We start from the raw sequence: 20,696 nt of genomic DNA, 5'->3' as shown, positions 1-20,696 counted from the left end.
GATTATGCCAAAGGGTTTGTGGGCCTTAGCCGCCCAGCACCGTGGAGGGCGGCGGGTTGCCCGAGTCTCCGCCGGTGGTCGCTGGCGGTGCAACCGGGTGAGGCGGCAGCGGCGGCGCGCTTGACGGCGCCGGTGCCGGTGCGGCAGCAGCCGGTGGGGGCGCAGGTGTCGCAGCCGGCGCGGATGCCGTGGCGGTCGCCTTGTTCGTCGGTACCGATTTCGTGGTGCCAGGCTTGGTGCGCGCACCGTGGTGGAGCGACTTGGCGGCGTCCTTCGCCAGGCCTGTGCTGCCAGGAAGCGCCGTCACCGCAGACGGGTGCTTTTGCGCCTTTGCCGCGGCAGCCAGTGCCTTTTTCTGCTCTTCCGTCAACTGCTGATAGCTTTGCCACGCCTCGCTCTTCTTCTGCACAGGCAGCGACTTGGTGGTCTGAAAATTTTCCCGCGCGCGGTGGCGCTGCTCAGGGGTGAGCTTGACCCAATCCGCCATGCGCGTTTGCAGGCGCTGCTGCTGTGCCGGCGTGTATTTCGGATACGCCTGCGCAATCTGCAGCCACTTTTTGCGGGCCAATTCCGGCAGACCGTTCCATTCCTGTGCGAGAGGCGCAAAGATGCGCTGCTGCACAATGGTCAGTTCTGTCCAGTTCGGGTGGACTGCCGGCAGGGGATTCGTGGCGGGCGGCGTCGGCAGATCGGTCACCGGCGCGTTGACTGTTACGCCGGGACCGGCCGCAGGCGCCGAAGCGGCTGGAACCTGCGCGATCGCGAGCCCCGCCGTCAGGCCGACCGCGCCGATCAAGGCAACGATACCGGCGCGTAGACGCAGCGTCCTTTCGCCTCGCGGTGATTGGCCGTGGGTGTGCTGGAAGTTGCTCATCGATCAGCCTTTCACTGATCGTGCTTGAGGTACTGATGGAAGCCTTGATCGGCGTAAGCGGCCAGCGGCAGATCGTCGAGCAGCATTGCAGCATCGACCTCCGCGAGTTCGTCGACGCGTTGTTGCTGCTGCCACTGATAGATGCCCGCGAGCCCAGCCACCAGCGCGATGGTCGGCCACAACAGGCCAAGGCGGCGCAGGACTGCGGCAGCGCGTTGCAGCGGCGACGGTGCCTCGCCTTCCGTGTCGAAGGACACCGAGCCGACGCCCGGTATTGCCAAGGCAGGGGAGCGCACCGTGCTCGGCACTTCCGCTTTCTTGTGCGCAAGCGCCGTCCGGCGGGCCGCTGCGAGGCGGTCGCGCACATCGGGCGGCAACTGTCCTGCCGACTCATTCAGAGCGGTTCGGACGGCATGCGCAAAACGGCGTTCTCGAAGTTCTACCTTGTTCATAGTCGGATCCCTCGCGCCCGCAGCGCTTGGGCCAGGGCGTGTGTTGCCCGCGAGCAGTGCGTCTTTACACTGCCCTCGGAACAGCCCATCGCCTGGGCCGTCTCTGCAACATCCATGTCCTCCCAGTAACGCATCAGGAACGCCTCCCGTTGACGCGTGGGGAGTTTCTCGATTTCGCGTTCCAGGATTTCCAGCATCTGCGATCGCTCGACCTTGTCAGCACTGCTTTCCGCCGCTGTGGTGCCGGCTTCGCTTTCGATCAGTTCAAGCGGGTCGGTGTCGTCGCCCTCGGCGTCCGTGCGGAAGCTGGAAAACAGGCTCACCCACGTGTTGCGCACCTTGGAGCGGCGAAACCAGTCATGAATCGTATTCTGCAGAATGCGCTGAAACAGCAGGGGGAGCTCGGCCCCCGGCTTGTCGCCGTATTTCTCGGCCAGCTTGATCATGGCGTCCTGCACGATATCGAGCGCGGCATCGTCATCGCGCACCGCGAAGACCGCCTGCTTGAAGGCGCGTTTCTCGACGCTTAGGAGAAAGGCCGACAGTTCCTGTTCAGAGGCCATACAACGGCGGATGCGATTCCTGTAAGGCGGCCGCGCGAAAATTCACATTCACAAGATGTGATGGTCACGCCGCGTGGCGTCAACGGCGTTGGCCGTGAAAAATGTTGCGATGCTAGCAAAAATGCGGCTCTACGGACAGACCGACTGTCTGGTGGGCCCGTTGACTTGGAGATTCGCGCCGGCGCTGGACCGCTATGCGGCATTGCAGTATCATCCGCGGTTCACAATATCTGTGGTTTGTCTCATCTGGACGCCCATCAGGCGGACCATCCATGCAGACGCGCACCGCTCAAATCCGCGCCACAAGCCCGGTAGAGAGCATCCAAACAATTTTTTGCCGAAAATTGCAAAGGACTGACATGAATATGCCAAGCGCGGAATTTTCCCACGCCAATAGCGGTTCATCTGCCGACATGATGGGGGCTGACATCCTCGTCAATGCGCTCGCGGCAGAAGGCGTCGAGTTCGTCTGGGGGTATCCCGGCGGCGCGGTGCTCTATATCTACGACGCGTTCTACAAGCAAAACAAGATCGAACACATCCTGGTGCGCCATGAACAGGCGGCAGTCCATGCGGCTGACGGCTATGCGCGCGCCACGGGCAAGGTCGGTGTCGCCCTGGTGACGTCCGGCCCGGGCGTGACCAATGCCGTAACGGGCATCGCCACCGCCTACCTGGATTCGATCCCGATGGTGATCATCACCGGCAACGTGCCGACGCACGCCATCGGCCAGGATGCCTTCCAGGAGTGCGACACCGTCGGCATCACCCGCCCGATCGTCAAGCACAACTTCCTGGTCAAGGACGTGCGCAACCTCGCCTCGACCATCAAGAAGGCGTTCTACATCGCCGCAACGGGTCGTCCGGGCCCGGTGGTGGTGGATATCCCCAAGGATGTCTCGCGCGAGCTCTGCAAGTACGAGTATCCGAAGACCATCGAGATGCGCTCGTACAGCCCGGTCAACAAGGGCCATTCGGGGCAGATTCGGAAGGCAGTGAGCCTGCTGCTGCAGGCTGAGCGTCCGTATATCTACTCGGGCGGCGGCGTGGTGCTTGCCGAGGCCAGCGAAGAGCTGCGCCAGCTGGCTGCGCTGACGGGCTACCCCGTGACGAACACGCTGATGGGGCTGGGCGCTTTCCCGGGCACCAGTAAGCAGTTCGTGGGCATGCTCGGCATGCACGGCACGTATGAAGCCAACATGGCGATGCAGAACTGCGACGTTCTGATTGCCATTGGCGCGCGATTCGATGATCGCGTGATCGGCAGCCCGGCGCACTTCACCTCGCAGCCGCGCAAGATCATCCACATCGACATCGATCCGTCGTCCATTTCAAAGCGGGTGAAGGTCGACATCCCCATCGTCGGCAACGTCAAGGACGTGCTGCAGGAGATGATCGCCCAGATCCAGTCTGGCGAAGCCAAGCCGAACAAGACGGCGCTGGCCAAGTGGTGGGAACAGATCGAACAGTGGCGCAGCGTCGACTGCCTGAAGTACGACCGCACCTCCGAGATCATCAAGCCGCAATACGTGGTCGAGAAGATCTGGGAACTGACCAACGGCGACGCTTTCATCTGCTCCGACGTCGGTCAGCATCAAATGTGGGCCGCGCAATTCTACAAGTTCAACGAGCCGCGCCGCTGGATCAACTCCGGTGGTCTGGGCACGATGGGTGTCGGCCTGCCTTACGCGATGGGTATCAAGAAGGCGTTCCCGGACAAGGAAGTCGTCACCATTACGGGTGAGGGCTCGATCCAGATGTGCATCCAGGAACTGTCGACCTGCCTGCAGTACGACACGCCGGTGAAGATCTGCTCGCTCAACAACGGTTACCTCGGCATGGTCCGCCAGTGGCAGGAAATCGAGTACGACAACCGCTACTCGCATTCCTACATGCAGGCGCTGCCCGACTTCGTGAAGCTGGCCGAATCGTATGGTCACGTCGGCATGCGCATCGAGAAGACGTCTGACGTCGAGCCCGCCCTGCGCGAAGCCTTCCGACTCAAGGATCGCACCGTGTTCCTCGACTTCCAGACCGACCCCACTGAGAACGTCTGGCCGATGGTCCAGGCTGGCAAGGGCATCTCTGAAATGCTGCTCGGCGCGGAGGATCTGTAATGCGCCACATTATTTCTGTCCTGCTTGAAAACGAACCGGGCGCGCTGTCGCGCGTGGTGGGCCTGTTCTCGGCGCGTGGCTACAACATCGAGACGCTGACTGTCGCCCCGACCGAAGACGCCTCGCTGTCACGCATGACGATCGTCACGACCGGTTCGGACGACATCATCGAGCAGATCACCAAGCACCTAAACCGCTTGGTGGAAGTCGTCAAGGTCGTCGACCTGACCGAAGGTGCTCACATCGAGCGCGAGCTGATGCTCGTGAAGGTGCGTGCGGTCGGCAAGGAGCGCGAGGAGATGAAACGCACCGCGGACATCTTCCGCGGCCGCATCATCGACGTGACCGAGAAGACCTACACGATCGAGCTGACCGGCAACGGCAGCAAGCTTGACGCGTTTCTCGATGCCATCGATCGCACTGCCATTCTCGAGACCGTTCGCACAGGCGGCTCGGGCATCGGCCGCGGCGAGCGCATTCTGAAGGTTTGAGCCGGCGCGTGCACCAACGTGTAGCTGCAGCCGGACCCCATCGATATTGAAGTATTTGAAAATTAGGACATCACCATGAAAGTGTTTTACGACAAGGACGCCGACCTCTCCCTGATCAAGGGCAAGAACGTCACCATCGTTGGCTATGGCTCGCAAGGCCACGCCCACGCCCTGAACCTGAACGACTCGGGCGTGAAGGTGACGGTCGGCCTGCGCAAGAATGGCGCGTCGTGGAACAAGGCTGTTAACGCTGGCCTGCAGGTCAAGGAAGTGGCCGAGGCTGTGAAGGAAGCCGACGTTGTCATGATCCTGCTGCCGGACGAGCAGATCGCCGATGTGTACAAGAACGAAGTGCACAACAACATCAAGCAAGGCGCCGCACTGGCGTTCGCCCACGGCTTCAACGTGCACTACGGTGCCGTGATCCCGCGCGCGGACCTGGACGTCATCATGATCGCCCCGAAGGCGCCGGGCCACACCGTGCGCGGCACGTACACGCAAGGTGGCGGCGTGCCGCACCTGATCGCAGTGCACCAGGACAAGTCGGGCGCTGCACGTGATATCGCTCTGTCGTACGCCACGGCCAACGGCGGTGGCCGCGCCGGCATCATTGAGACGAACTTCCGCGAAGAAACCGAAACCGACCTGTTCGGCGAACAGGCCGTGCTGTGCGGCGGTACCGTCGAACTGATCAAGGCCGGTTTCGAGACGCTGGTGGAAGCCGGTTACGCTCCGGAAATGGCGTACTTCGAGTGCCTGCATGAGCTGAAGCTGATCGTCGACCTGATCTATGAAGGCGGCATCGCCAACATGAACTACTCGATCTCGAACAACGCCGAATACGGCGAGTACGTCACCGGCCCGCGCGTCGTGACGGATGAGACCAAGAAGGCCATGAAGCAGTGCCTGAAGGACATCCAGACCGGCGAATACGCCAAGAGCTTCCTGCTGGAGTACAAGGCGGGCCAGCCGACGCTGATCTCGCGCCGCCGCCTGACCGAAGAGCATCAGATCGAGCAGGTCGGTGCCAAGCTGCGTGCGATGATGCCGTGGATCGCCAAGAACAAGCTGGTCGACCAGTCGAAGAACTGATCGCCCGCGCCTTGTGCGAGAAAGCCAGCCTTCGGGCTGGCTTTTTTTTGTGCTGATTCGAGGGCGCCAAACGTTGTTTCCAGTGCTGGCGCTGCCCCGTGTCGGCTAGAATGCCGCATTTCCTTCAAGACGCTGTCGAGGTCTGATTTGAACAACACGTATCCGCATCCCATCATTGCCCGCGAGGGTTGGCCGTACCTGGGCGGGATTTTCATCGTCACGCTCATCGTGCAGGCTGCCGCCGGTTTCGGCTGGGCCTGGCCTTTCTGGGTGCTGACGCTGTTTGTGCTGCAGTTCTTCCGCGATCCGGCGCGCGTCGTGCCAACGCAGGCCAATGCGATTCTTTCGCCGGCGGACGGTCGCATCGTCGCAGTCGAGCAGGTACGTGACCCGTACGCTGATCGCGACGCGCTGAAGATCAGCGTGTTCATGAACGTGTTCAACGTGCACTCGAACCGCGCGCCGGTCGACGGCACGGTGCAGCAGGTGCAGTACTTCCCGGGCAAATTCGTCAATGCCGACCTCGACAAGGCGTCGCTCGAGAACGAGCGCAACGCCATCGTCTTGCGCCGCGCTGATGGCCAGCTCGTCACTTCGGTGCAGGTGGCTGGATTGATCGCGCGGCGCATCCTTTGCTATACGAAGGCAGGCGAAGCGCTCACGCGTGGCCAGCGCTATGGCTTCATTCGTTTTGGCTCGCGTGTTGACGTGTACCTGCCGCTGACGGCGCGCCCGCGCGTGACCATCGGCGAAAAGGTATCCGCCACGCTTACGGTGCTTGCTGAGCTGGACTGATCCGGAGGCCGCCATGCCCGCGTTCAACCGACGCAAGAAGCGTTTTACCGCCGGCAACGTGACGCACCTGCGTCCGTTGCGGCACAACCAGCCGAGGCCGGATGACGACGATCTTGAGATCGTGCGTCCGCGGCGCCGCGGCATCTATCTGCTGCCCAACGCGTTTACGACGGCTGCGCTGTTCGCCGGCTTCTTCGCCATCGTGCAGGCGATGAACCTGAACTTCGAGACCGCCGCCATCGCCATCTTCGCTGCGATGGTCCTCGATGGCATGGACGGCCGCGTCGCCCGTATCACCAACACGCAAAGCGCGTTCGGCGAGCAATACGACTCGCTGTCGGACATGGTGTCGTTTGGCGTGGCGCCCGCATTGGTCATGTACGAATGGATCCTGCGCGATCTGGGCAAGTGGGGCTGGCTCGCGGCGTTCGTCTATTGCGCTGGCGCTGCACTGCGTCTGGCGCGATTCAACACGAACATCGGGTCCGTCGACAAACGCTTCTTCCAGGGCATGCCGAGTCCGGCAGCCGCGGCGCTCATCGCGGGTTTCGTCTGGCTCGCGATCGACAACAAGCTGCCGGTCAAAGAACTGTGGATGCCGTGGGTGGCCTTCGGGCTGACGCTGTATGCAGGGCTGTCGATGGTGTCGAACGCGCCGTTCTACAGCGGCAAGGCGCTCGACGTTCGTCACCGTGTGCCGTTCGGCGTGATGGTGCTGGTGCTGGTGTTGTTTGTGGTCATATCGAGCGATCCGCCGGTCGCGCTGTTTGGTCTGTTTGTTGGTTACGCGGTATCGGGCTACCTGCTGTGGGGCTGGCGTGCGCTGCATGGGCAACAAGGTAGCCCGCGCTTGCCGAAACAGGCGCAAGATGCTGCGCATGAGTGACGGATGCGCTGCACCAATGTGCGCTTGCGCCGATTTTTGAATTCGTCTATAGTCGACCGCATGCTTTCGCACCCGATTTCCATTCTGATTACGCTAGTCTCGATTGATGGCCTACTAGGTCGTCAGGTCGGGACACGCGCATAGGAAATCGCAAAACAAGGCAAGTAGAAGCCGCCAAGTTTTCGCGAACCAGGATTCACAGCGCCCCGGCCTGCAACCATGCACGCCGGGGCGTTTTGCATTCTGCGCCGCAAAAAACCTTTCGAGACACCACTAAGACCGACGCCAAAAACGTCAACCCACCAAGGAGCCGCCATGAGCGACAAACTCATCATTTTTGATACCACCTTGCGCGACGGCGAGCAGTCCCCCGGGGCGTCGATGACCAAGGAAGAGAAGATCCGCATCGCCAAGCAGCTTGAGCGGCTCAAGGTGGACGTGATCGAGGCTGGCTTTGCGGCAAGCTCAAACGGTGACTTTGAAGCGATCCGTGCGATTGCGCAGTCGGTCAAGGATTCGCGCATTTGCTCGCTCGCCCGTGCGAACGACCGTGATATCTCTCGCGCTGCCGAGGCGCTCAAGCCGGCGGGGCAGTTCCGCATCCACACGTTCATCGCCACATCGGCGCTGCACATGGAGAAGAAGCTGCGCATGTCGCCGGATCAGGTGTACGAGCAGGCGCGCCTGGCGGTGCGCTTTGCCCGCCAGTTCACTGACGACATCGAATTCTCGCCGGAAGATGGCAGCCGCTCCGACATGGACTTCCTCTGCCGCGTGCTGGAGGGGGTGATCGCCGAAGGCGCGACCACCATCAATCTGCCGGATACGGTGGGCTACGCGGTGCCGGAAGGCTACGCCGCTCTGATCCGTTCGGTACGTGAGCGCATCCCCAATTCCGACAAGGCGATCTGGTCAGTGCACTGCCATGACGATCTGGGCATGGCCGTTGCAAACTCGCTGACCGCTGTCCAGTTGGGCGGCGCGCGGCAGATCGAATGCACGATCAACGGTCTGGGCGAGCGCGCTGGCAACACCAGCCTCGAAGAGGTCGTGATGGCCGTGAAGACGCGTCGTGACTACTTCAACCTGGATGTCGGTGTCGACACCTCGCAGATCGTGCCGGCGTCCAAGCTGGTCTCGCAGATCACTGGTTTCGTCGTGCAGCCGAACAAGGCTGTCGTGGGTGCCAACGCGTTCGCACACGCTTCGGGCATCCACCAGGATGGCGTGCTCAAGGCGCGTGACACATACGAAATCATGCGTGCCGAAGATGTGGGCTGGACGGCTAACAAGATCGTCCTGGGCAAACTCTCGGGCCGCAACGCGTTCAAGCAGCGTCTGCAGGAGCTGGGCATCGAGCTGGATTCCGAAGCCGAGTTGAACGCAGCTTTCACCCGCTTCAAGGAGCTGGCCGACCAGAAGGCCGAGATCTTTGACGAGGACATCGTCGCCATCGTCTCGAACGAGGCGCAGCACAGCGAGGGCGAGCACTTCCGTTTCGTGTCGCTGGCCCAGCGTTCAGAGACTGGCGAGCGTCCGCACGCGCGCATCGTCTTCGTTGCGGACGGCAAGGAAGTGACGGGCGAAGCGGAGGGCAATGGCCCGGTCGACGCTACGCTGAACGCGATTGAGAGCAAGGTCGCCAGCGGCGCAGAGCAACTGCTGTATTCCGTCAACGCGATCACGACGGGCACGCAGGCGCAGGGCGAAGTGACGGTGCGGCTGTCCAAGTCGGGCCGCATCGTCAACGGTGTGGGCACGGATCCGGACATCGTTGCGGCATCTGCCAAGGCTTACCTTGCCGCGCTGAACAAGCTGCAGGACAAGAGCAGCGAAAAACTTAACCCGCAGATCTGATCGCGGGTTTCATCAACACACGCAGGAGTCAGCCCAGACCCCAACACGATCACCACTGAGCGCGCACCCGGTTATCCACCGGAACGCCAAGCGGGTGCGGCGGCACCGGGCACGTCAGGAGCGTGCACCATGCCGGCCGTCTTTGAGAGCGATGTCTGTGCGATCCACGACATGGCCGACCCGAAGGTCCACGCCAGGCGATCCGCCTCGCGTGGATGTTGCCGTTCTGGCGTTTGACGCTGACTCAGCGGCTGGAATCGTGATCGTGGTCGTACATGGGGTCGGGGCTGACCTGCGTGAGCCGTACGACGCCATCGCGGTCGAAATAGAAGTGCATCAGCGAGGGCCAGACGCCTTCATGCTTGAAGCGGTAGGACCACACCTGCCGATCCATCAGTCGGAAATACGCGGTCTCCTCTGGCTTGCCGAATGTCTGCAGCACGTCATTCTGCGTCGCGGTCCCGACGCGGATCTGCGCAAAGTCCATCGTGGTCAGAATCTGCCGGAACGAGACGAGCTTGCCGCTTGCGTCGAAATCAGCGGCATAGGTGAATTGCCCATAAGGCTGCGTTGGATATAGCCAGCGCGTGCCGCCACCGGCGCGGGGATACCGTTCCGGTGGTGTGCCAAACCGTGCCTCCACGGCAGAAGCGGGTTGGCCGACCAGTGCTTCGCCCGTTTGTACGGGCGCCAATACGGTGCACGCGCTTGTTGACGCCAGCGCTACGGCGAGCAGCGCCGCGCACTGCCATGTCGATCGAATGTTCACAGTGGTTCCTCCAATGCCCTTAGTGTAGGCGGGCGAGTGATTTGTGCCGGCTTGTGTCGATAGGCGCCGGCGCTTTACCATCCGCGCTTCCCGGAGATTTGCCATGGTGTTTCGTTGGTTTGTGGCCGCGCTGGCGGCCGTTGGGTTGTGTGGAACAGCGGGTGCCCAGCCCGAAGCCGCGCCGATCCGGCTGGCGCTGATTGAAGGTCTTTCAGGCCCGTTTGCCAACGCGGGCGAGGCAGTTGAGCGCAATCTGCGCATGGCGATCGAGGGCGTGAATGCGCGCGGCGGTGTGAAGTTGCCCGACGGCATGCATCCGCTTGCCCTTGCGCGCTTTGATAGCAAGAACAGTGTCGACGAGTCGTTGCTGCAGTTGCAGGCCGCGACGGATGCGGGCATCCGCTTTGTGCTGCAGGGCAACAGTTCGGCGGCAGCGGCGGCGTTGTCGACGTCGATCTCGCGCTACAACGAGCGTCATCCGGGCGCGCGCGTGCTGTTTCTGAACTACGCCGCCGTCGATCCCGCGCTGACCAACGAAGCATGCAGCTTCTGGCATTTCCGCTTTGACGCATCGGCCGACATGCGTATGCACGCGCTCACGGAAGTGATCCGCGCGGACAAAGCCGTCAAACGGGTGTACCTGATCGGGCAGGACTACACATTCGGCCGCCAGGTGGCGCAATTGGCGCGCCAGCAATTGAGCGAGAAGCGGCCAGATGTCGCGATCGTTGGCGAGGTGCTGCACCCGATAGGCAAGGTAAAAGACTTCGCGCCGTATGTGGCGCGCATTGCCGCATCCGGGGCGGATACGGTCATCACTGGCAACTGGGGTAACGATTTGACGCTGCTCGTCAAGGCTGCTCGGGATGCCGGGCTCAAGGCCCGCTTCTTTACGTTCTATGGCAACTCGCTGGGCGCGCCAGGTGCGATGGGCGATGCGGGCGTTGGCCGTGTCGTAGCGGTCGCTGAATGGCACCCGAATTTGGGCGGGGCCAAGTCCGATGCCTTCTACAAGGCCTTCCGCGCCCGTTATCCGGCGCCCGCCGACGACTACCCGCTGCTGCGCGACCAGATGATGGTGGATATGCTGGCCACCGCCATCGAGCGGGCCGGTTCCGCGGAAGCGGTAGGGGTGGCACGTGCGCTGGAAGGCGCATCGCTTGATAACGGGTTTCACCGGATCACCTTGCGAGCGGAGGATCACCAGGCCATTCAACCGCTTATCGTCACGCAAATGGAGCGGGCAGGGGCGCCCGGGACACCCTTCGATATTGAAGGCTCTGGCTACGGTTTCCGTACACTGAAAGTGATTCAAGCATCGCAAATTGCTTTGGCCACGTCGTGCAAAATGGTGCGTCCCTGAGCAGCCTGACACGAGATTGTCGTCAGGATGGCGTTCTGGGCTATAATCGCGGTCTTGCTGTCCGGGCCGATTTGGTATCGGGTGGCAAGATCATTGTTCAACACGGCACCAACGGCGGCCATTCCGGCGCTGCAGTGTCCGCAAGTCAAAGGAATCAAAATGTCCGTCGCTGACATCAACAAGCAAGACATCGTCAAAGATAACGGCCGCAGCGCCAACGACACGGGTAGCCCGGAAGTGCAAGTTGCACTGCTGACCGCCCGCATCAACGAACTGCAGCCGCACTTCAAGGCGCACATGAAGGATCACCACAGCCGTCGCGGTCTGCTCCGCATGGTGAGCCGTCGTCGCCGTCTGCTGGACTACCTCAAGAGCAAGGACGCTGACCGTTACACCGCCCTGGTTGCGAAGCTGGGCCTGCGTAAGTAATGGTGGGTATCACGCACTGCGCGTGATGAAAAGTGCCTGCGTCAGCGTGCTGATGCAGGCATTTTGTTTTTGGCGGCCGCGTTTGTGGCCGCGCCGGGCAACCGGTGAGTGATGGCAGTCGGCTAGTTCAAAATGGAGCGGCTGCCAAGGACCGGGGGCGGCAGGAAGCAGGGCCTTGTGTCATTCCAACGCGGCATTGATGCCAGCGCTGCGCTGGAATGGCATAAAACACACCTCTGCAACCGCACCGTCTTACGGAACGTGTTTGTCGCGGTGAAGCGCAATGAAGCGCGCCGCGAATACCGAACAGGAGATGCTATGACCATGTTCAATAAGGTCGTCAAAGAATTCCAATGGGGCGGCCATAAGGTCCGCATGGAGACGGGTGAGATCGCCCGTCAGGCGAGCGGCGCTGTGCTGCTCGATATGGACGACACCGTCGTGCTCGCCACCGTGGTGGGCGCCAAGAACCCGAAGCCGGGTCAAGACTTCTTCCCGCTGACCGTCGACTACCTCGAGAAGACCTACGCTGCCGGCAAGATTCCGGGGGGCTTCTTCAAGCGTGAAGGCCGTCCGTCGGAAAACGAAACGCTGACCTCGCGCCTGATCGATCGTCCGCTGCGTCCGCTGTTCCCGGAAGGCTTCTACAACGAAGTCCAGGTCGTGATCCACGTGCTGTCGATGAACCCGGAAGTGCCGGCCGACATCCCGGCGCTGGTGGCGGCTTCGGCTGCGCTGGCCGTGTCGGGTCTGCCGTTCAACGGCCCGGTGGGCGCTGCCCGCGTGGGTTACAAGGATGGCCAGTACCTGCTGAACCCGAATCGTGCCCAACTCGCGCATTCGGATCTGGACCTGGTTGTGGCCGGTACCGAGCGTGCTGTGCTGATGGTCGAATCGGAAGCGCAGCAGCTGTCGGAAGAAGTCATGCTGGGCGCCGTGGTGTACGGCCATGAGCAGATGCAGATCGCCATCAACGCGATCCACGAGCTGGTGCGCGACGGCGGTAAGCCCGAGTGGGATTGGCAAGCGGCTCCGAAGAACGAAGCGCTGGTCGCCAAGGTGTCCGAACTGGGCCTGGCCGATCTGCAAGCCGCTTACCAACTGCGCCAGAAGTCGGCCCGCAGCCAGAAGCTCAAGGAAGTCTACAAGTCGGTTGCGACCAAGCTGGCCGAAGCCGGTGTGGAAGCTGACGGCGTGGAAGTCGACAACATCCTGTTCGAACTCGAATCGAAGATCGTGCGCGGCCAGATCCTGAACGGCGAACCGCGTATCGACGGTCGCGACACCCGCACGGTGCGCCCGATCGAGATCCGTTCGTCGGTGCTGCCGCGTGCGCACGGCTCGGCCCTGTTCACGCGTGGTGAAACGCAAGCGCTGGTGGTGGCCACGCTCGGCACCAAGAGCGACGAGCAGATCATCGACGCGCTGCAAGGCGAGTACCGTGATCGCTTCATGCTCCACTACAACATGCCGCCGTTCGCCACGGGCGAAACCGGTCGCGTGGGCAGCCCGAAGCGCCGCGAAGTCGGCCACGGCCGTCTGGCCAAGCGCGCTCTGATTCCGGTGCTGCCGAAGGACGACGAATTCGCTTACACGATCCGTCTGGTGTCGGAAATCACCGAGTCGAACGGCTCGTCGTCGATGGCTTCGGTGTGTGGCGGTTCGCTGGCACTGATGGATGCTGGCGTGCCCCTCAAGGCGCACGTGGCCGGCGTGGCCATGGGCCTGATCCTGGAAGACAACAAGTTCGCCGTGCTGACCGACATTCTGGGTGACGAAGATCACCTGGGCGACATGGACTTCAAGGTCGCGGGTACCGACGCTGGTATCACCGCACTGCAGATGGACATCAAGGTGCAGGGCATCACCAAGGAAATCATGCAGGTGGCGCTGGCGCAAGCCAAGGAAGGCCGTCTGCACATCCTGGGCAAGATGCAGGCTGCCATGGGCGGCGCACGTACCGAGCTGTCGGAACACGCTCCGCGCATGATCACGGTCAAGATCAATCCGGAGAAGATCCGCGACGTGATCGGCAAGGGCGGTTCGACCATCCAGGCGCTGACCAAGGAAACCGGCTGCACGATCGACATCCAGGAAGACGGCACGATCACCATTGCGTCGACGTCCTCGGAAGGCATGGCAGAAGCCAAGCGTCGCATCGAAGGCATCACGGCCGAAGCCGAAGTGGGCAAGATCTACAGCGGCACGGTTCTCAAGCTGCTGGACTTTGGCGCGATCGTGAACATCCTGCCGGGCAAGGACGGTCTGCTGCATATCTCGGAGATCGCCAACGAGCGCGTGAACCAGGTTTCCGACTATGTGAAGGAAGGTCAGGCTGTGCGCGTGAAGCTGCTGAGCACTGACGAGAAGGGCCGTATGCGTCTGTCGATCAAGGCCGCCAAGGCCGAAGAAGGCGACGTGCCGGCCGCTGCACCGCAAGCACCGGGTGCTGGCGACGCCGCCTCGCAACAGCAGCAACAACAGCAATAAGCGAGCGGTTTTCGCCAAGAAAAACGGCTGGACGATGTCCAGCCGTTTTTTTGTTTACACTGCGTCGCGAGTTCTTCCCGTTGCGCCTTTGCGCCCCATCATGAGCCGCCTGTTCGAGCAAAACCGCATCGCCATCGTCTGGGACTTCGACAAGACGCTGATCCCGCGCTACATGCAAGTGCCGCTGTTCGACCGCTTCAACATCTCCGAGCAAGCCTTCTGGGATGAAGTGGCAGAGGGGTCGCGCGAAATCGAATCGCGTGGCCAGAAGGTCAACCACGAAACGTTTTATCTCAATGTGCTGCTGCGCCATGTGCGCGACGGCCGCATGGGCGGTCTCGACAACGCTACGCTGCGTGAGCTGGGCGCCGAACTTGAATTCTTTCCCGGCGTAGCGGATTTTTTCGAGCGCAGCAAGGCGTGGGTGCGCGACAACGGGGCCTACCAAGCGTTCGACATCAAGCTTGAGCACTACATTGTCAGCACCGGCCTGACGGAGATGATCAAGGGCTCACCCATTGCCCCATACATCGATGGCGTGTGGGGCTGCGAATTCCTGGAGGCGCCCGACATGAACGCGGATGGTCGGCCGGTCGTCTCGGAAATCATCTATGCGATTGACAACACGACCAAGACGCGGGCGCTATTTGAGATCAACAAGGGCGTCAACAAGCACCCCGAAGCCGTAAGTGTCAACTCCTCGATTGCCGAAGACGAGCGCCGCGTGCCGTTCGCAAACATGATCTACGTGGCCGATGGGCCGAGCGACATTCCGGCGTTTTCGGTCGCCCGCAAGGGCGGCGGCCGTACCTATGCGGTCTACAACCCTGAAAGCCCGCGTTCGTTCGAGCAGGCCGACAACTTGCGTGCCGATGATCGCGTCGACATGCTCGGCCCGGCGGACTATCGCGCGGGCTCCCCGACGGAGATGTGGCTGAAGTTGCATATCGGGAAGATCGCCGACGGCATCGTCCACGGCAAACAGGAAATCATGCGCGAAACCACGCGTGGCATTCCGCAACATTTTGTCGAGCCCAAGCGTAGCGTCTCGTAACTCGAGCGTCGCGTCGTAAACCTCATTGATCCGATTCCCATGAAAGCGATTGAAATCACCCAATACGGTGGCCCTGACGTCCTGCAGCTCGGCGAGCGCCCGATGCCGGAAACCAAGGCTGGTGAGGTGTTGATCCGTGTGCGCGCTGCCGGCGTGAACCGGCCGGATGTGTTTCAGCGGACAGGCAATTATCCGGTGCCGCCCGGTGCGTCCGACATTCCCGGACTGGAAGTCGCTGGCGAAATTGTCAGTGGTGATCTGGCGCATGCTGACAACCGCTACGGCTTGAAGGTGGGCGATCGCGTCTGCGCGCTGGTGCAGGGTGGGGGCTACGCGGAGTTCTGCACGGCACCGCTGGGCCAGGTGCTGCCCGTGCCGGCCGGTTTGTCCGATGTGGAAGCCGCTGCGTTGCCCGAGAACTATTTCACCGTGTGGTCGAACGTATTCGACCGCGGCTTGCTGGGGCGCGGCGCACACGGTGCCGATGAGACGCTGCTCGTGCAAGGTGGCTCCAGTGGCATCGGAACGACGGCCATTCAGATCGCGTCCGCATTGGGTCACCGTGTTTTTGCGACGGCAGGTAGCGCCGACAAGTGCGACGCGTGCGTCAAACTCGGTGCTGCGCGCGCCATCAATTACAAGACCGAAGATTTTGTCGAGATCGTCAAGGCTGAGACGGGCCGTGGCGCCGACGTGGTGCTCGACATGGTCGGCGGCAGCTATGTCGCGCGCGAAATTGACTGCACTGCTGACGACGGTCGCATCGTATTGATTGCATTGCTGGGCGGCGCCAAAGCCGAGGTGCCGCTGGGTGACATCCTGCGCCGCCGCCTTACGCTGACGGGTTCGACACTGCGCCCGCGTCCGGTCGCGTTCAAGGCGGCCATCGCGGCCAACCTGTATGAAACGGTCTGGCCGTTGCTGGCTTCTGGGCGCATCAAGCCGGTCGTCCATGAGGTCATGCCGGCCGCGCAGGCGGCCCAGGCCCACGCGCTGATGGAATCGAGCGCCCATATCGGCAAGATCATGTTGGTTTGGGATTGATTCCAAGACGTCAAAATTGACCCTGTTTTTGCCGCCACGGTAGAATGCCGGGTTTATTTGACAGTCGACCGGGCAAAACGTGAACGCAAGACCGAAGCTGGTGGTGGGGAACTGGAAGCTGCATGGCAGCCTGAGCACGAACGCCGCGCTGCTTGAGCAGATCAAGGCCGCAGGCAAAACCGCCGCCACGCTGGCGGTATGTGCGCCGTTTCCGTACCTGGCGCAGTGCCAGTCGCTGCTCGCCGGTTCTGCGGTGGCATGGGGCGCCCAGGATGTTTCGGCTGAAGCGCGCGGCGCCTTTACGGGCGAAGTGGCGGCGTCGATGTTGTCGGAATTCGGTTGCGGCTACGTGATCGTTGGGCACTCCGAGCGTCGGTCGTACCACGGTGAAACCGACGCGCAAGTGGCGGCCAAGGCCCTGCGCGCGCTCGAACACGGCATCACACCGATCGTCTGTGTGGGCGAAACGCTTGCGCAGCGCGAAGCCGGTGAGACCGAGCAGGTGGTGGGCCAGCAACTGGATGCGGTACTGGAAGCGCTGTCGGCGGAGCAACTGGGTCGTATTGTTGTGGCTTATGAGCCGGTCTGGGCGATCGGCACAGGCAAAACCGCATCCAGCGAGCAGGCGCAGGCTGTGCATGCGTTCCTTCGAGCGCGCGTCGCTGCCCGTGATGCGGGTGTGGCGCAGCGCTTGGTAATTCTGTATGGCGGAAGCGTCAAGCCGGACAATGCCGGCGAACTGTTTGCTATGGCGGACATCGATGGTGGCCTGATCGGCGGCGCCTCCCTGAAGGCCGAAGATTTCCTGGCGATCGGTCGCGCATAAACGACGGATCGAGTCGCAATGTCACCGATGTGCGACTGCAACATATTATTGAGAGAAACGAAATGGCAATTCTGAAGACTCTGCTGCTGGTGGCACAAATCCTGAGCGCGCTCGGTGTGATCGGCCTGGTGCTGCTGCAGCACGGCAAGGGCGCCGACGTTGGGGCAGCCTTTGGCTCCGGTGCGTCGGGTAGCCTGTTCGGCGCAACAGGCTCGGCCAACTTCTTGTCGCGCACGACGGCTGTGCTGGCTACCGTGTTTTTCATTGCCACGTTGGCGCTGACGCTGATCGGCACCAGCAAGGGCAGTGTGTCTGCGGGTGTGATGGGTTCGGTCGCACCTGTTACGTCCACGGCGTCGGCACCGGCGGCCTCGGCTCCGGCTGCTGGTCCGGCCGCAGCTTCCTCGCCCGCTGTGCCCAAGTAATTTGATGTAACGATCGCGGCGTACTGTTTGGGTTTTCAGCGCGCCGCGAAGCATAAGATTTTTCTTTGTGCATTGAACAAAAGCTTCGCTTTGCGGTAGAATGCAAGGCTTGAAACAATACGGAAAACGGGCAGGGGCGCTAAGCCTCAACCGGGTTCCTGATAGAGTTTCTTCCCCCAGCCGACGTGGTGAAATTGGTAGACACGCTATCTTGAGGGGGTAGTGGCGAAAGCTGTGCGAGTTCGAGTCTCGCCGTCGGCACCAATCAAATTCGGGGTCTGTTCCACGGGATGTTCCGCGCAGGCCCCTCCGCAAGACGACGCGCGGTCGAGGCGTCGTAAGGCTGCGGACCCGGCGCCTTCGATGGGGCGACAAGGCGCCGCCTGCGGGCAGTGCTGTTGCAACCATTCAAAAAGGCGGGCGTCCCTTGAACCTCGAAGCCTATTTCCCCGTACTGTTGTTCATCGTTGTCGGTGTTGGCCTTGGCCTTGCGCTGATGACCATCGGCCGAGTCCTCGGTCCGAACAATCCCGATCCTGACAAGCTCTCGCCGTACGAGTGCGGCTTCGAAGCATTCGAAGACGCGCGCATGAAGTTCGACGTGCGCTATTACCTCATCGCCATCCTGTTCATCCTGTTCGATCTGGAGACCGCGTTCCTCTTCCCGTGGGGCGTGGCGCTGCGTGAGATCGGCTGGCCGGGGTTCTTCGCGATGGGCGTGTTTCTTCTCGAGTTTCTCGTGGGCTTCGTCTACATCTGGAAAAAAGGCGCGCTCGATTGGGAGTGATGTGAAATGGCGATCGAAGGCGTACTCAACGAAGGCTTTGTCACGACAACCGCTGACAAGCTGATCAATTGGACCCGTACCGGGTCCCTGTGGCCGATGACGTTCGGTCTGGCGTGCTGTGCTGTGGAAATGATGCATGCCGGCGCGTCGCGTTATGACCTGGACCGTTTTGGCGTGGTGTTTCGTCCGTCGCCGCGTCAGTCTGACGTGATGATCGTGGCCGGGACACTGTGCAACAAGATGGCGCCTGCACTGCGCAAGGTGTACGACCAGATGGCCGAGCCTCGCTGGGTCATCTCCATGGGCTCGTGCGCGAATGGCGGCGGTTACTACCACTACTCGTATTCTGTCGTGCGCGGCTGCGATCGCATCGTGCCGGTCGATGTGTACGTGCCGGGCTGTCCGCCCACGGCTGAAGCGCTGATCTACGGCATCATCCAGCTGCAGGCCAAGATCCGTCGCACCAACACCATCGCGCGCAAGGCCTGACATGACCGAGAAGCTTGCCACCCTGAAGGCCGCGCTGGAAAAGGCGCTGGGCGATCGCGTTCAAAGCCTGACTGAGTCGATTGGTGAACTCACTCTCGTAGTGAAGGCTGCCGATTACTACGACGTCATGCGCACGCTGCGCGACGAAGCCTCGCTTAAATTTGAGCAGCTGATCGACCTGTGTGGCGTCGATTATGCCGATTACGGTGACGGTGCCTGGAACGGCCCGCGTTTTGCTGCTGTGTCCCACCTGCTGTCGATCACGCACAACTGGCGTGTTCGCGTTCGCGTGTTCGCGCCGGACGATGACCTGCCGGTGGTGGCGTCCGTGACGACGATCTGGAATTCCGCCGACTGGTACGAACGTGAGGCATTTGACCTCTATGGCCTGGTGTTCGAAGGCCACCCGGACCTGCGTCGCATCCTGACCGACTACGGCTTCATCGGCCATCCGTTCCGCAAGGATTTTCCCGTGTCGGGTTACGTTGAAATGCGCTACGACCCGGTGCAGCGTCGCGTGGTCTATCAGCCGGTGACCATCGAGCCGCGCGAGATTACGCCGCGTGTGATCCGCGAGGATCAATACGGTGGTCTGAAGCACTGAAGGGCGCCCGATCATGGCAGATATCAAGAACTACACCCTGAACTTCGGTCCGCAACACCCGGCCGCACACGGCGTGCTGCGCCTCGTGCTGGAACTGGACGGCGAAGTCATTCAACGCGCCGACCCGCACATCGGTCTGCTGCATCGCGCGACGGAAAAGCTCGCTGAACAGAAGACCTGGATTCAGAGCGTGCCGTACATGGATCGACTCGACTATGTGTCGATGATGGTCAACGAGCACGCCTACGTGATGGCAATCGAACGCCTGCTGGGTCTCGAAGTGCCGCTGCGTGCGCAGTACATCCGCGTGATGTTCGACGAAATCACGCGGATCATGAACCACCTGATGTGGATTGGTTCGCACGCGCTGGACGTGGGTGCCATGGCGGTGTTTCTGTACGCCTTCCGTGAGCGCGAAGACCTGTTTGATATGTACGAGGCGGTTTCGGGTGCGCGCATGCACGCAGCCTACTACCGCCCGGGCGGTGTCTATCGCGACCTGCCTGACACGATGCCGCAATACAAGGCATCCAAGGTGCGCAACGAGAAGGCCCTGGCTGCCCTGAACGAAGCGCGTTCGGGTTCGCTGCTGGACTTCATTGAAGACTTCACCAACCGCTTCCCGAAGTACGTTGACGAATACGAAACCCTGCTGACCGACAACCGGATTTGGAAGCAGCGTCTCGTTGGCATCGGGGTGGTGACTCCGGAGCGCGCGCTCAACAAAGGCTTCTCGGGTGCGATGCTGCGTGGTTCGGGTATCGAGTGGGATGTGCGCAAGAAGCAGCCGTACGAAGTGTACGACCGCATCGATTTCGACATTCCGGTCGGCGTGAACGGTGATTGCTACGACCGTTATCTGGTGCGCGTCGAAGAAATGCGCCAGAGCAATCGCATCATTCGTCAGTGCATCGAGTGGCTGCGCAAGAACCCGGGTCCGGTGATCACCGATAACCACAAGGTGGCGCCTCCGTCGCGCGTGGACATGAAGACCAACATGGAAGAGCTGATTCACCACTTCAAGCTCTTCACCGAAGGTATGCACGTGCCCGAAGGCGAGGCGTATGCCGCCGTTGAGCATCCGAAGGGCGAGTTCGGCATTTATGCAATCTCCGACGGCGCCAACAAGCCGTACCGTCTGAAGATTCGCGCCCCGGGCTTCGTTCATCTGGCCGCGCTCGACGAAATGGCGAAGGGTCACATGATTGCCGATGCGGTGACGATCATCGGTACGCAGGACATCGTGTTTGGCGAGATCGATCGCTGAGCCCGCAGGAAACAACGGTTTG

Annotated in this window: 21 protein-coding genes and 1 tRNA gene; 18 read left to right on the top strand and 4 right to left on the bottom strand. The window is 61.7% G+C overall.

Going from position 1 to position 20,696, the window contains the following annotated elements; all coding sequences use genetic code 11:
* Positions 1-25: 25 nt before the first annotated feature.
* The 3 genes from N5B55_RS09900 to N5B55_RS09890 are packed head-to-tail and all read right to left on the bottom strand — an operon-like array spanning position 26 to position 1,889.
* Complete coding sequence (locus N5B55_RS09900) at positions 26-874, bottom strand: DUF3106 domain-containing protein (protein ID WP_304538044.1); 849 nt, start codon at positions 872-874, stop codon at positions 26-28.
* Positions 875-885: 11 nt separating this feature from the next.
* Positions 886-1,326 (bottom strand): DUF3619 family protein, encoded by a 441-nt coding sequence (locus N5B55_RS09895; protein WP_304538043.1) that lies wholly within the window; start codon positions 1,324-1,326, stop codon positions 886-888.
* Positions 1,323-1,889 (bottom strand): RNA polymerase sigma factor, encoded by a 567-nt coding sequence (locus N5B55_RS09890; protein ID WP_012762315.1) that lies wholly within the window; start codon positions 1,887-1,889, stop codon positions 1,323-1,325. The genes N5B55_RS09895 and N5B55_RS09890 overlap by 4 nt, the downstream gene beginning before the upstream one ends.
* A gap of 359 nt (positions 1,890-2,248) precedes the next feature.
* Between N5B55_RS09890 and N5B55_RS09885 the strand changes: the two genes are divergently transcribed.
* The 6 genes from N5B55_RS09885 (at position 2,249) to N5B55_RS09860 (ending at position 9,127) form a co-directional block, all read left to right on the top strand.
* Entirely contained in the window at positions 2,249-4,006 is a 1,758-nt protein-coding gene (locus tag N5B55_RS09885) for an acetolactate synthase 3 catalytic subunit (protein WP_027681021.1), read from the top strand.
* Entirely contained in the window at positions 4,006-4,497 is a 492-nt protein-coding gene (gene ilvN, locus N5B55_RS09880; RefSeq protein WP_004630835.1) for an acetolactate synthase small subunit, read from the top strand. Before N5B55_RS09885 ends, ilvN begins: the two co-directional genes overlap by 1 nt.
* 75 nt (positions 4,498-4,572) lie before the next feature.
* Positions 4,573-5,589 carry a ketol-acid reductoisomerase gene (gene ilvC, locus N5B55_RS09875; protein WP_012762314.1) on the top strand — a complete coding sequence of 339 codons (1,017 nt, stop codon included), beginning with the start codon at positions 4,573-4,575 and terminating at the stop codon, positions 5,587-5,589.
* Positions 5,590-5,736: 147 nt separating this feature from the next.
* The gene (locus N5B55_RS09870; protein ID WP_304538042.1) at positions 5,737-6,384 is read left to right on the top strand and encodes a phosphatidylserine decarboxylase; all 648 of its coding nucleotides are present in this window, start codon (positions 5,737-5,739) and stop codon (positions 6,382-6,384) included.
* 13 nt (positions 6,385-6,397) lie between these two features.
* Entirely contained in the window at positions 6,398-7,270 is an 873-nt protein-coding gene (gene pssA / locus N5B55_RS09865; protein ID WP_009241072.1) for a CDP-diacylglycerol--serine O-phosphatidyltransferase, read from the top strand.
* A 315-nt stretch (positions 7,271-7,585) separates the two neighbouring features.
* The gene (locus N5B55_RS09860) at positions 7,586-9,127 is read left to right on the top strand and encodes a 2-isopropylmalate synthase (protein WP_027681024.1); all 1,542 of its coding nucleotides are present in this window, start codon (positions 7,586-7,588) and stop codon (positions 9,125-9,127) included.
* 244 nt (positions 9,128-9,371) lie between these two features.
* Here N5B55_RS09860 and N5B55_RS09855 read toward each other — a convergent pair whose 3' ends face one another.
* Positions 9,372-9,977, bottom strand: a complete 606-nt coding sequence (locus N5B55_RS09855; RefSeq protein ID WP_369812431.1) for a hypothetical protein — start codon at positions 9,975-9,977, stop codon at positions 9,372-9,374.
* A 22-nt stretch (positions 9,978-9,999) separates the two neighbouring features.
* On the opposite strand from N5B55_RS09855, the gene N5B55_RS09850 reads away from it, so the two are divergent.
* The 12 genes from N5B55_RS09850 to N5B55_RS09795 all read left to right on the top strand — a co-directional run bounded on the left by N5B55_RS09850 (position 10,000) and on the right by N5B55_RS09795 (position 20,674).
* Complete coding sequence (locus N5B55_RS09850; protein ID WP_304538040.1) at positions 10,000-11,259, top strand: branched-chain amino acid ABC transporter substrate-binding protein; 1,260 nt, start codon at positions 10,000-10,002, stop codon at positions 11,257-11,259.
* A 159-nt stretch (positions 11,260-11,418) separates the two neighbouring features.
* Positions 11,419-11,688: a 30S ribosomal protein S15 gene (rpsO, locus tag N5B55_RS09845; RefSeq protein ID WP_004630822.1), complete on the top strand. Its 270-nt coding sequence runs from the start codon at positions 11,419-11,421 to the stop codon at positions 11,686-11,688.
* A gap of 318 nt (positions 11,689-12,006) precedes the next feature.
* A complete protein-coding gene (gene pnp / locus N5B55_RS09840; protein ID WP_304538039.1) occupies positions 12,007-14,178 on the top strand; it encodes a polyribonucleotide nucleotidyltransferase in 2,172 nt (723 codons plus the stop codon).
* 100 nt (positions 14,179-14,278) lie between these two features.
* Positions 14,279-15,232 carry an HAD family hydrolase gene (locus N5B55_RS09835; protein ID WP_178960398.1) on the top strand — a complete coding sequence of 318 codons (954 nt, stop codon included), beginning with the start codon at positions 14,279-14,281 and terminating at the stop codon, positions 15,230-15,232.
* A gap of 39 nt (positions 15,233-15,271) precedes the next feature.
* On the top strand, positions 15,272-16,276 hold the full coding sequence (locus tag N5B55_RS09830; RefSeq protein WP_304538038.1) for an NAD(P)H-quinone oxidoreductase: 1,005 nt from the start codon (positions 15,272-15,274) through the stop codon (positions 16,274-16,276).
* 79 nt (positions 16,277-16,355) lie between these two features.
* On the top strand, positions 16,356-17,102 hold the full coding sequence (tpiA, locus tag N5B55_RS09825; protein ID WP_304538037.1) for a triose-phosphate isomerase: 747 nt from the start codon (positions 16,356-16,358) through the stop codon (positions 17,100-17,102).
* A gap of 62 nt (positions 17,103-17,164) precedes the next feature.
* A complete protein-coding gene (secG, locus tag N5B55_RS09820; RefSeq protein ID WP_009241064.1) occupies positions 17,165-17,527 on the top strand; it encodes a preprotein translocase subunit SecG in 363 nt (120 codons plus the stop codon).
* A gap of 179 nt (positions 17,528-17,706) precedes the next feature.
* Positions 17,707-17,791 (top strand) — tRNA-Leu (locus tag N5B55_RS09815).
* A gap of 163 nt (positions 17,792-17,954) precedes the next feature.
* Positions 17,955-18,314, top strand: coding sequence for an NADH-quinone oxidoreductase subunit A (locus tag N5B55_RS09810; protein WP_004630810.1), 360 nt, complete (start codon positions 17,955-17,957; stop codon positions 18,312-18,314).
* Positions 18,315-18,320: 6 nt separating this feature from the next.
* A complete protein-coding gene (locus N5B55_RS09805; protein ID WP_004630808.1) occupies positions 18,321-18,803 on the top strand; it encodes a NuoB/complex I 20 kDa subunit family protein in 483 nt (160 codons plus the stop codon).
* 1 nt (position 18,804) lies between these two features.
* Positions 18,805-19,407 (top strand): NADH-quinone oxidoreductase subunit C, encoded by a 603-nt coding sequence (locus tag N5B55_RS09800; protein WP_304538036.1) that lies wholly within the window; start codon positions 18,805-18,807, stop codon positions 19,405-19,407.
* 13 nt (positions 19,408-19,420) lie between these two features.
* Positions 19,421-20,674: an NADH-quinone oxidoreductase subunit D gene (locus N5B55_RS09795; protein WP_065858874.1), complete on the top strand. Its 1,254-nt coding sequence runs from the start codon at positions 19,421-19,423 to the stop codon at positions 20,672-20,674.
* The last annotated feature ends 22 nt before the right edge of the window (positions 20,675-20,696 follow it).

The organism is Ralstonia pickettii (assembly GCF_030582395.1).
In the GTDB taxonomy this organism is placed as follows: domain Bacteria; phylum Pseudomonadota; class Gammaproteobacteria; order Burkholderiales; family Burkholderiaceae; genus Ralstonia; species Ralstonia pickettii_D.
The sequence above is the reverse complement of the archived record's forward strand: the minus strand, read 5'-3'. Positions and strand labels throughout refer to the sequence as shown.

Bases quoted from the DNA above. Each gene is read 5' to 3' on its own strand.
- N5B55_RS09900 (WP_304538044.1), bottom strand. From the start codon at position 874: ATGAGCAACTTCCAGCACACCCACGGCCAATCACCGCGAGGCGAAAGG.
- N5B55_RS09895 (WP_304538043.1), bottom strand. From the start codon at position 1,326: ATGAACAAGGTAGAACTTCGAGAACGCCGTTTTGCGCATGCCGTCCGA.
- N5B55_RS09890 (WP_012762315.1), bottom strand. From the start codon at position 1,889: ATGGCCTCTGAACAGGAACTGTCGGCCTTTCTCCTAAGCGTCGAGAAA.
- N5B55_RS09885 (WP_027681021.1), top strand. From the start codon at position 2,249: ATGAATATGCCAAGCGCGGAATTTTCCCACGCCAATAGCGGTTCATCT.
- ilvN (WP_004630835.1), top strand. From the start codon at position 4,006: ATGCGCCACATTATTTCTGTCCTGCTTGAAAACGAACCGGGCGCGCTG.
- ilvC (WP_012762314.1), top strand. From the start codon at position 4,573: ATGAAAGTGTTTTACGACAAGGACGCCGACCTCTCCCTGATCAAGGGC.
- pssA (WP_009241072.1), top strand. From the start codon at position 6,398: ATGCCCGCGTTCAACCGACGCAAGAAGCGTTTTACCGCCGGCAACGTG.
- N5B55_RS09860 (WP_027681024.1), top strand. From the start codon at position 7,586: ATGAGCGACAAACTCATCATTTTTGATACCACCTTGCGCGACGGCGAG.
- N5B55_RS09855 (WP_369812431.1), bottom strand. From the start codon at position 9,977: ATGGTAAAGCGCCGGCGCCTATCGACACAAGCCGGCACAAATCACTCG.
- N5B55_RS09850 (WP_304538040.1), top strand. From the start codon at position 10,000: ATGGTGTTTCGTTGGTTTGTGGCCGCGCTGGCGGCCGTTGGGTTGTGT.
- rpsO (WP_004630822.1), top strand. From the start codon at position 11,419: ATGTCCGTCGCTGACATCAACAAGCAAGACATCGTCAAAGATAACGGC.
- pnp (WP_304538039.1), top strand. From the start codon at position 12,007: ATGACCATGTTCAATAAGGTCGTCAAAGAATTCCAATGGGGCGGCCAT.
- N5B55_RS09835 (WP_178960398.1), top strand. From the start codon at position 14,279: ATGAGCCGCCTGTTCGAGCAAAACCGCATCGCCATCGTCTGGGACTTC.
- N5B55_RS09830 (WP_304538038.1), top strand. From the start codon at position 15,272: ATGAAAGCGATTGAAATCACCCAATACGGTGGCCCTGACGTCCTGCAG.
- secG (WP_009241064.1), top strand. From the start codon at position 17,165: ATGGCAATTCTGAAGACTCTGCTGCTGGTGGCACAAATCCTGAGCGCG.
- N5B55_RS09805 (WP_004630808.1), top strand. From the start codon at position 18,321: ATGGCGATCGAAGGCGTACTCAACGAAGGCTTTGTCACGACAACCGCT.
- N5B55_RS09800 (WP_304538036.1), top strand. From the start codon at position 18,805: ATGACCGAGAAGCTTGCCACCCTGAAGGCCGCGCTGGAAAAGGCGCTG.
- N5B55_RS09795 (WP_065858874.1), top strand. From the start codon at position 19,421: ATGGCAGATATCAAGAACTACACCCTGAACTTCGGTCCGCAACACCCG.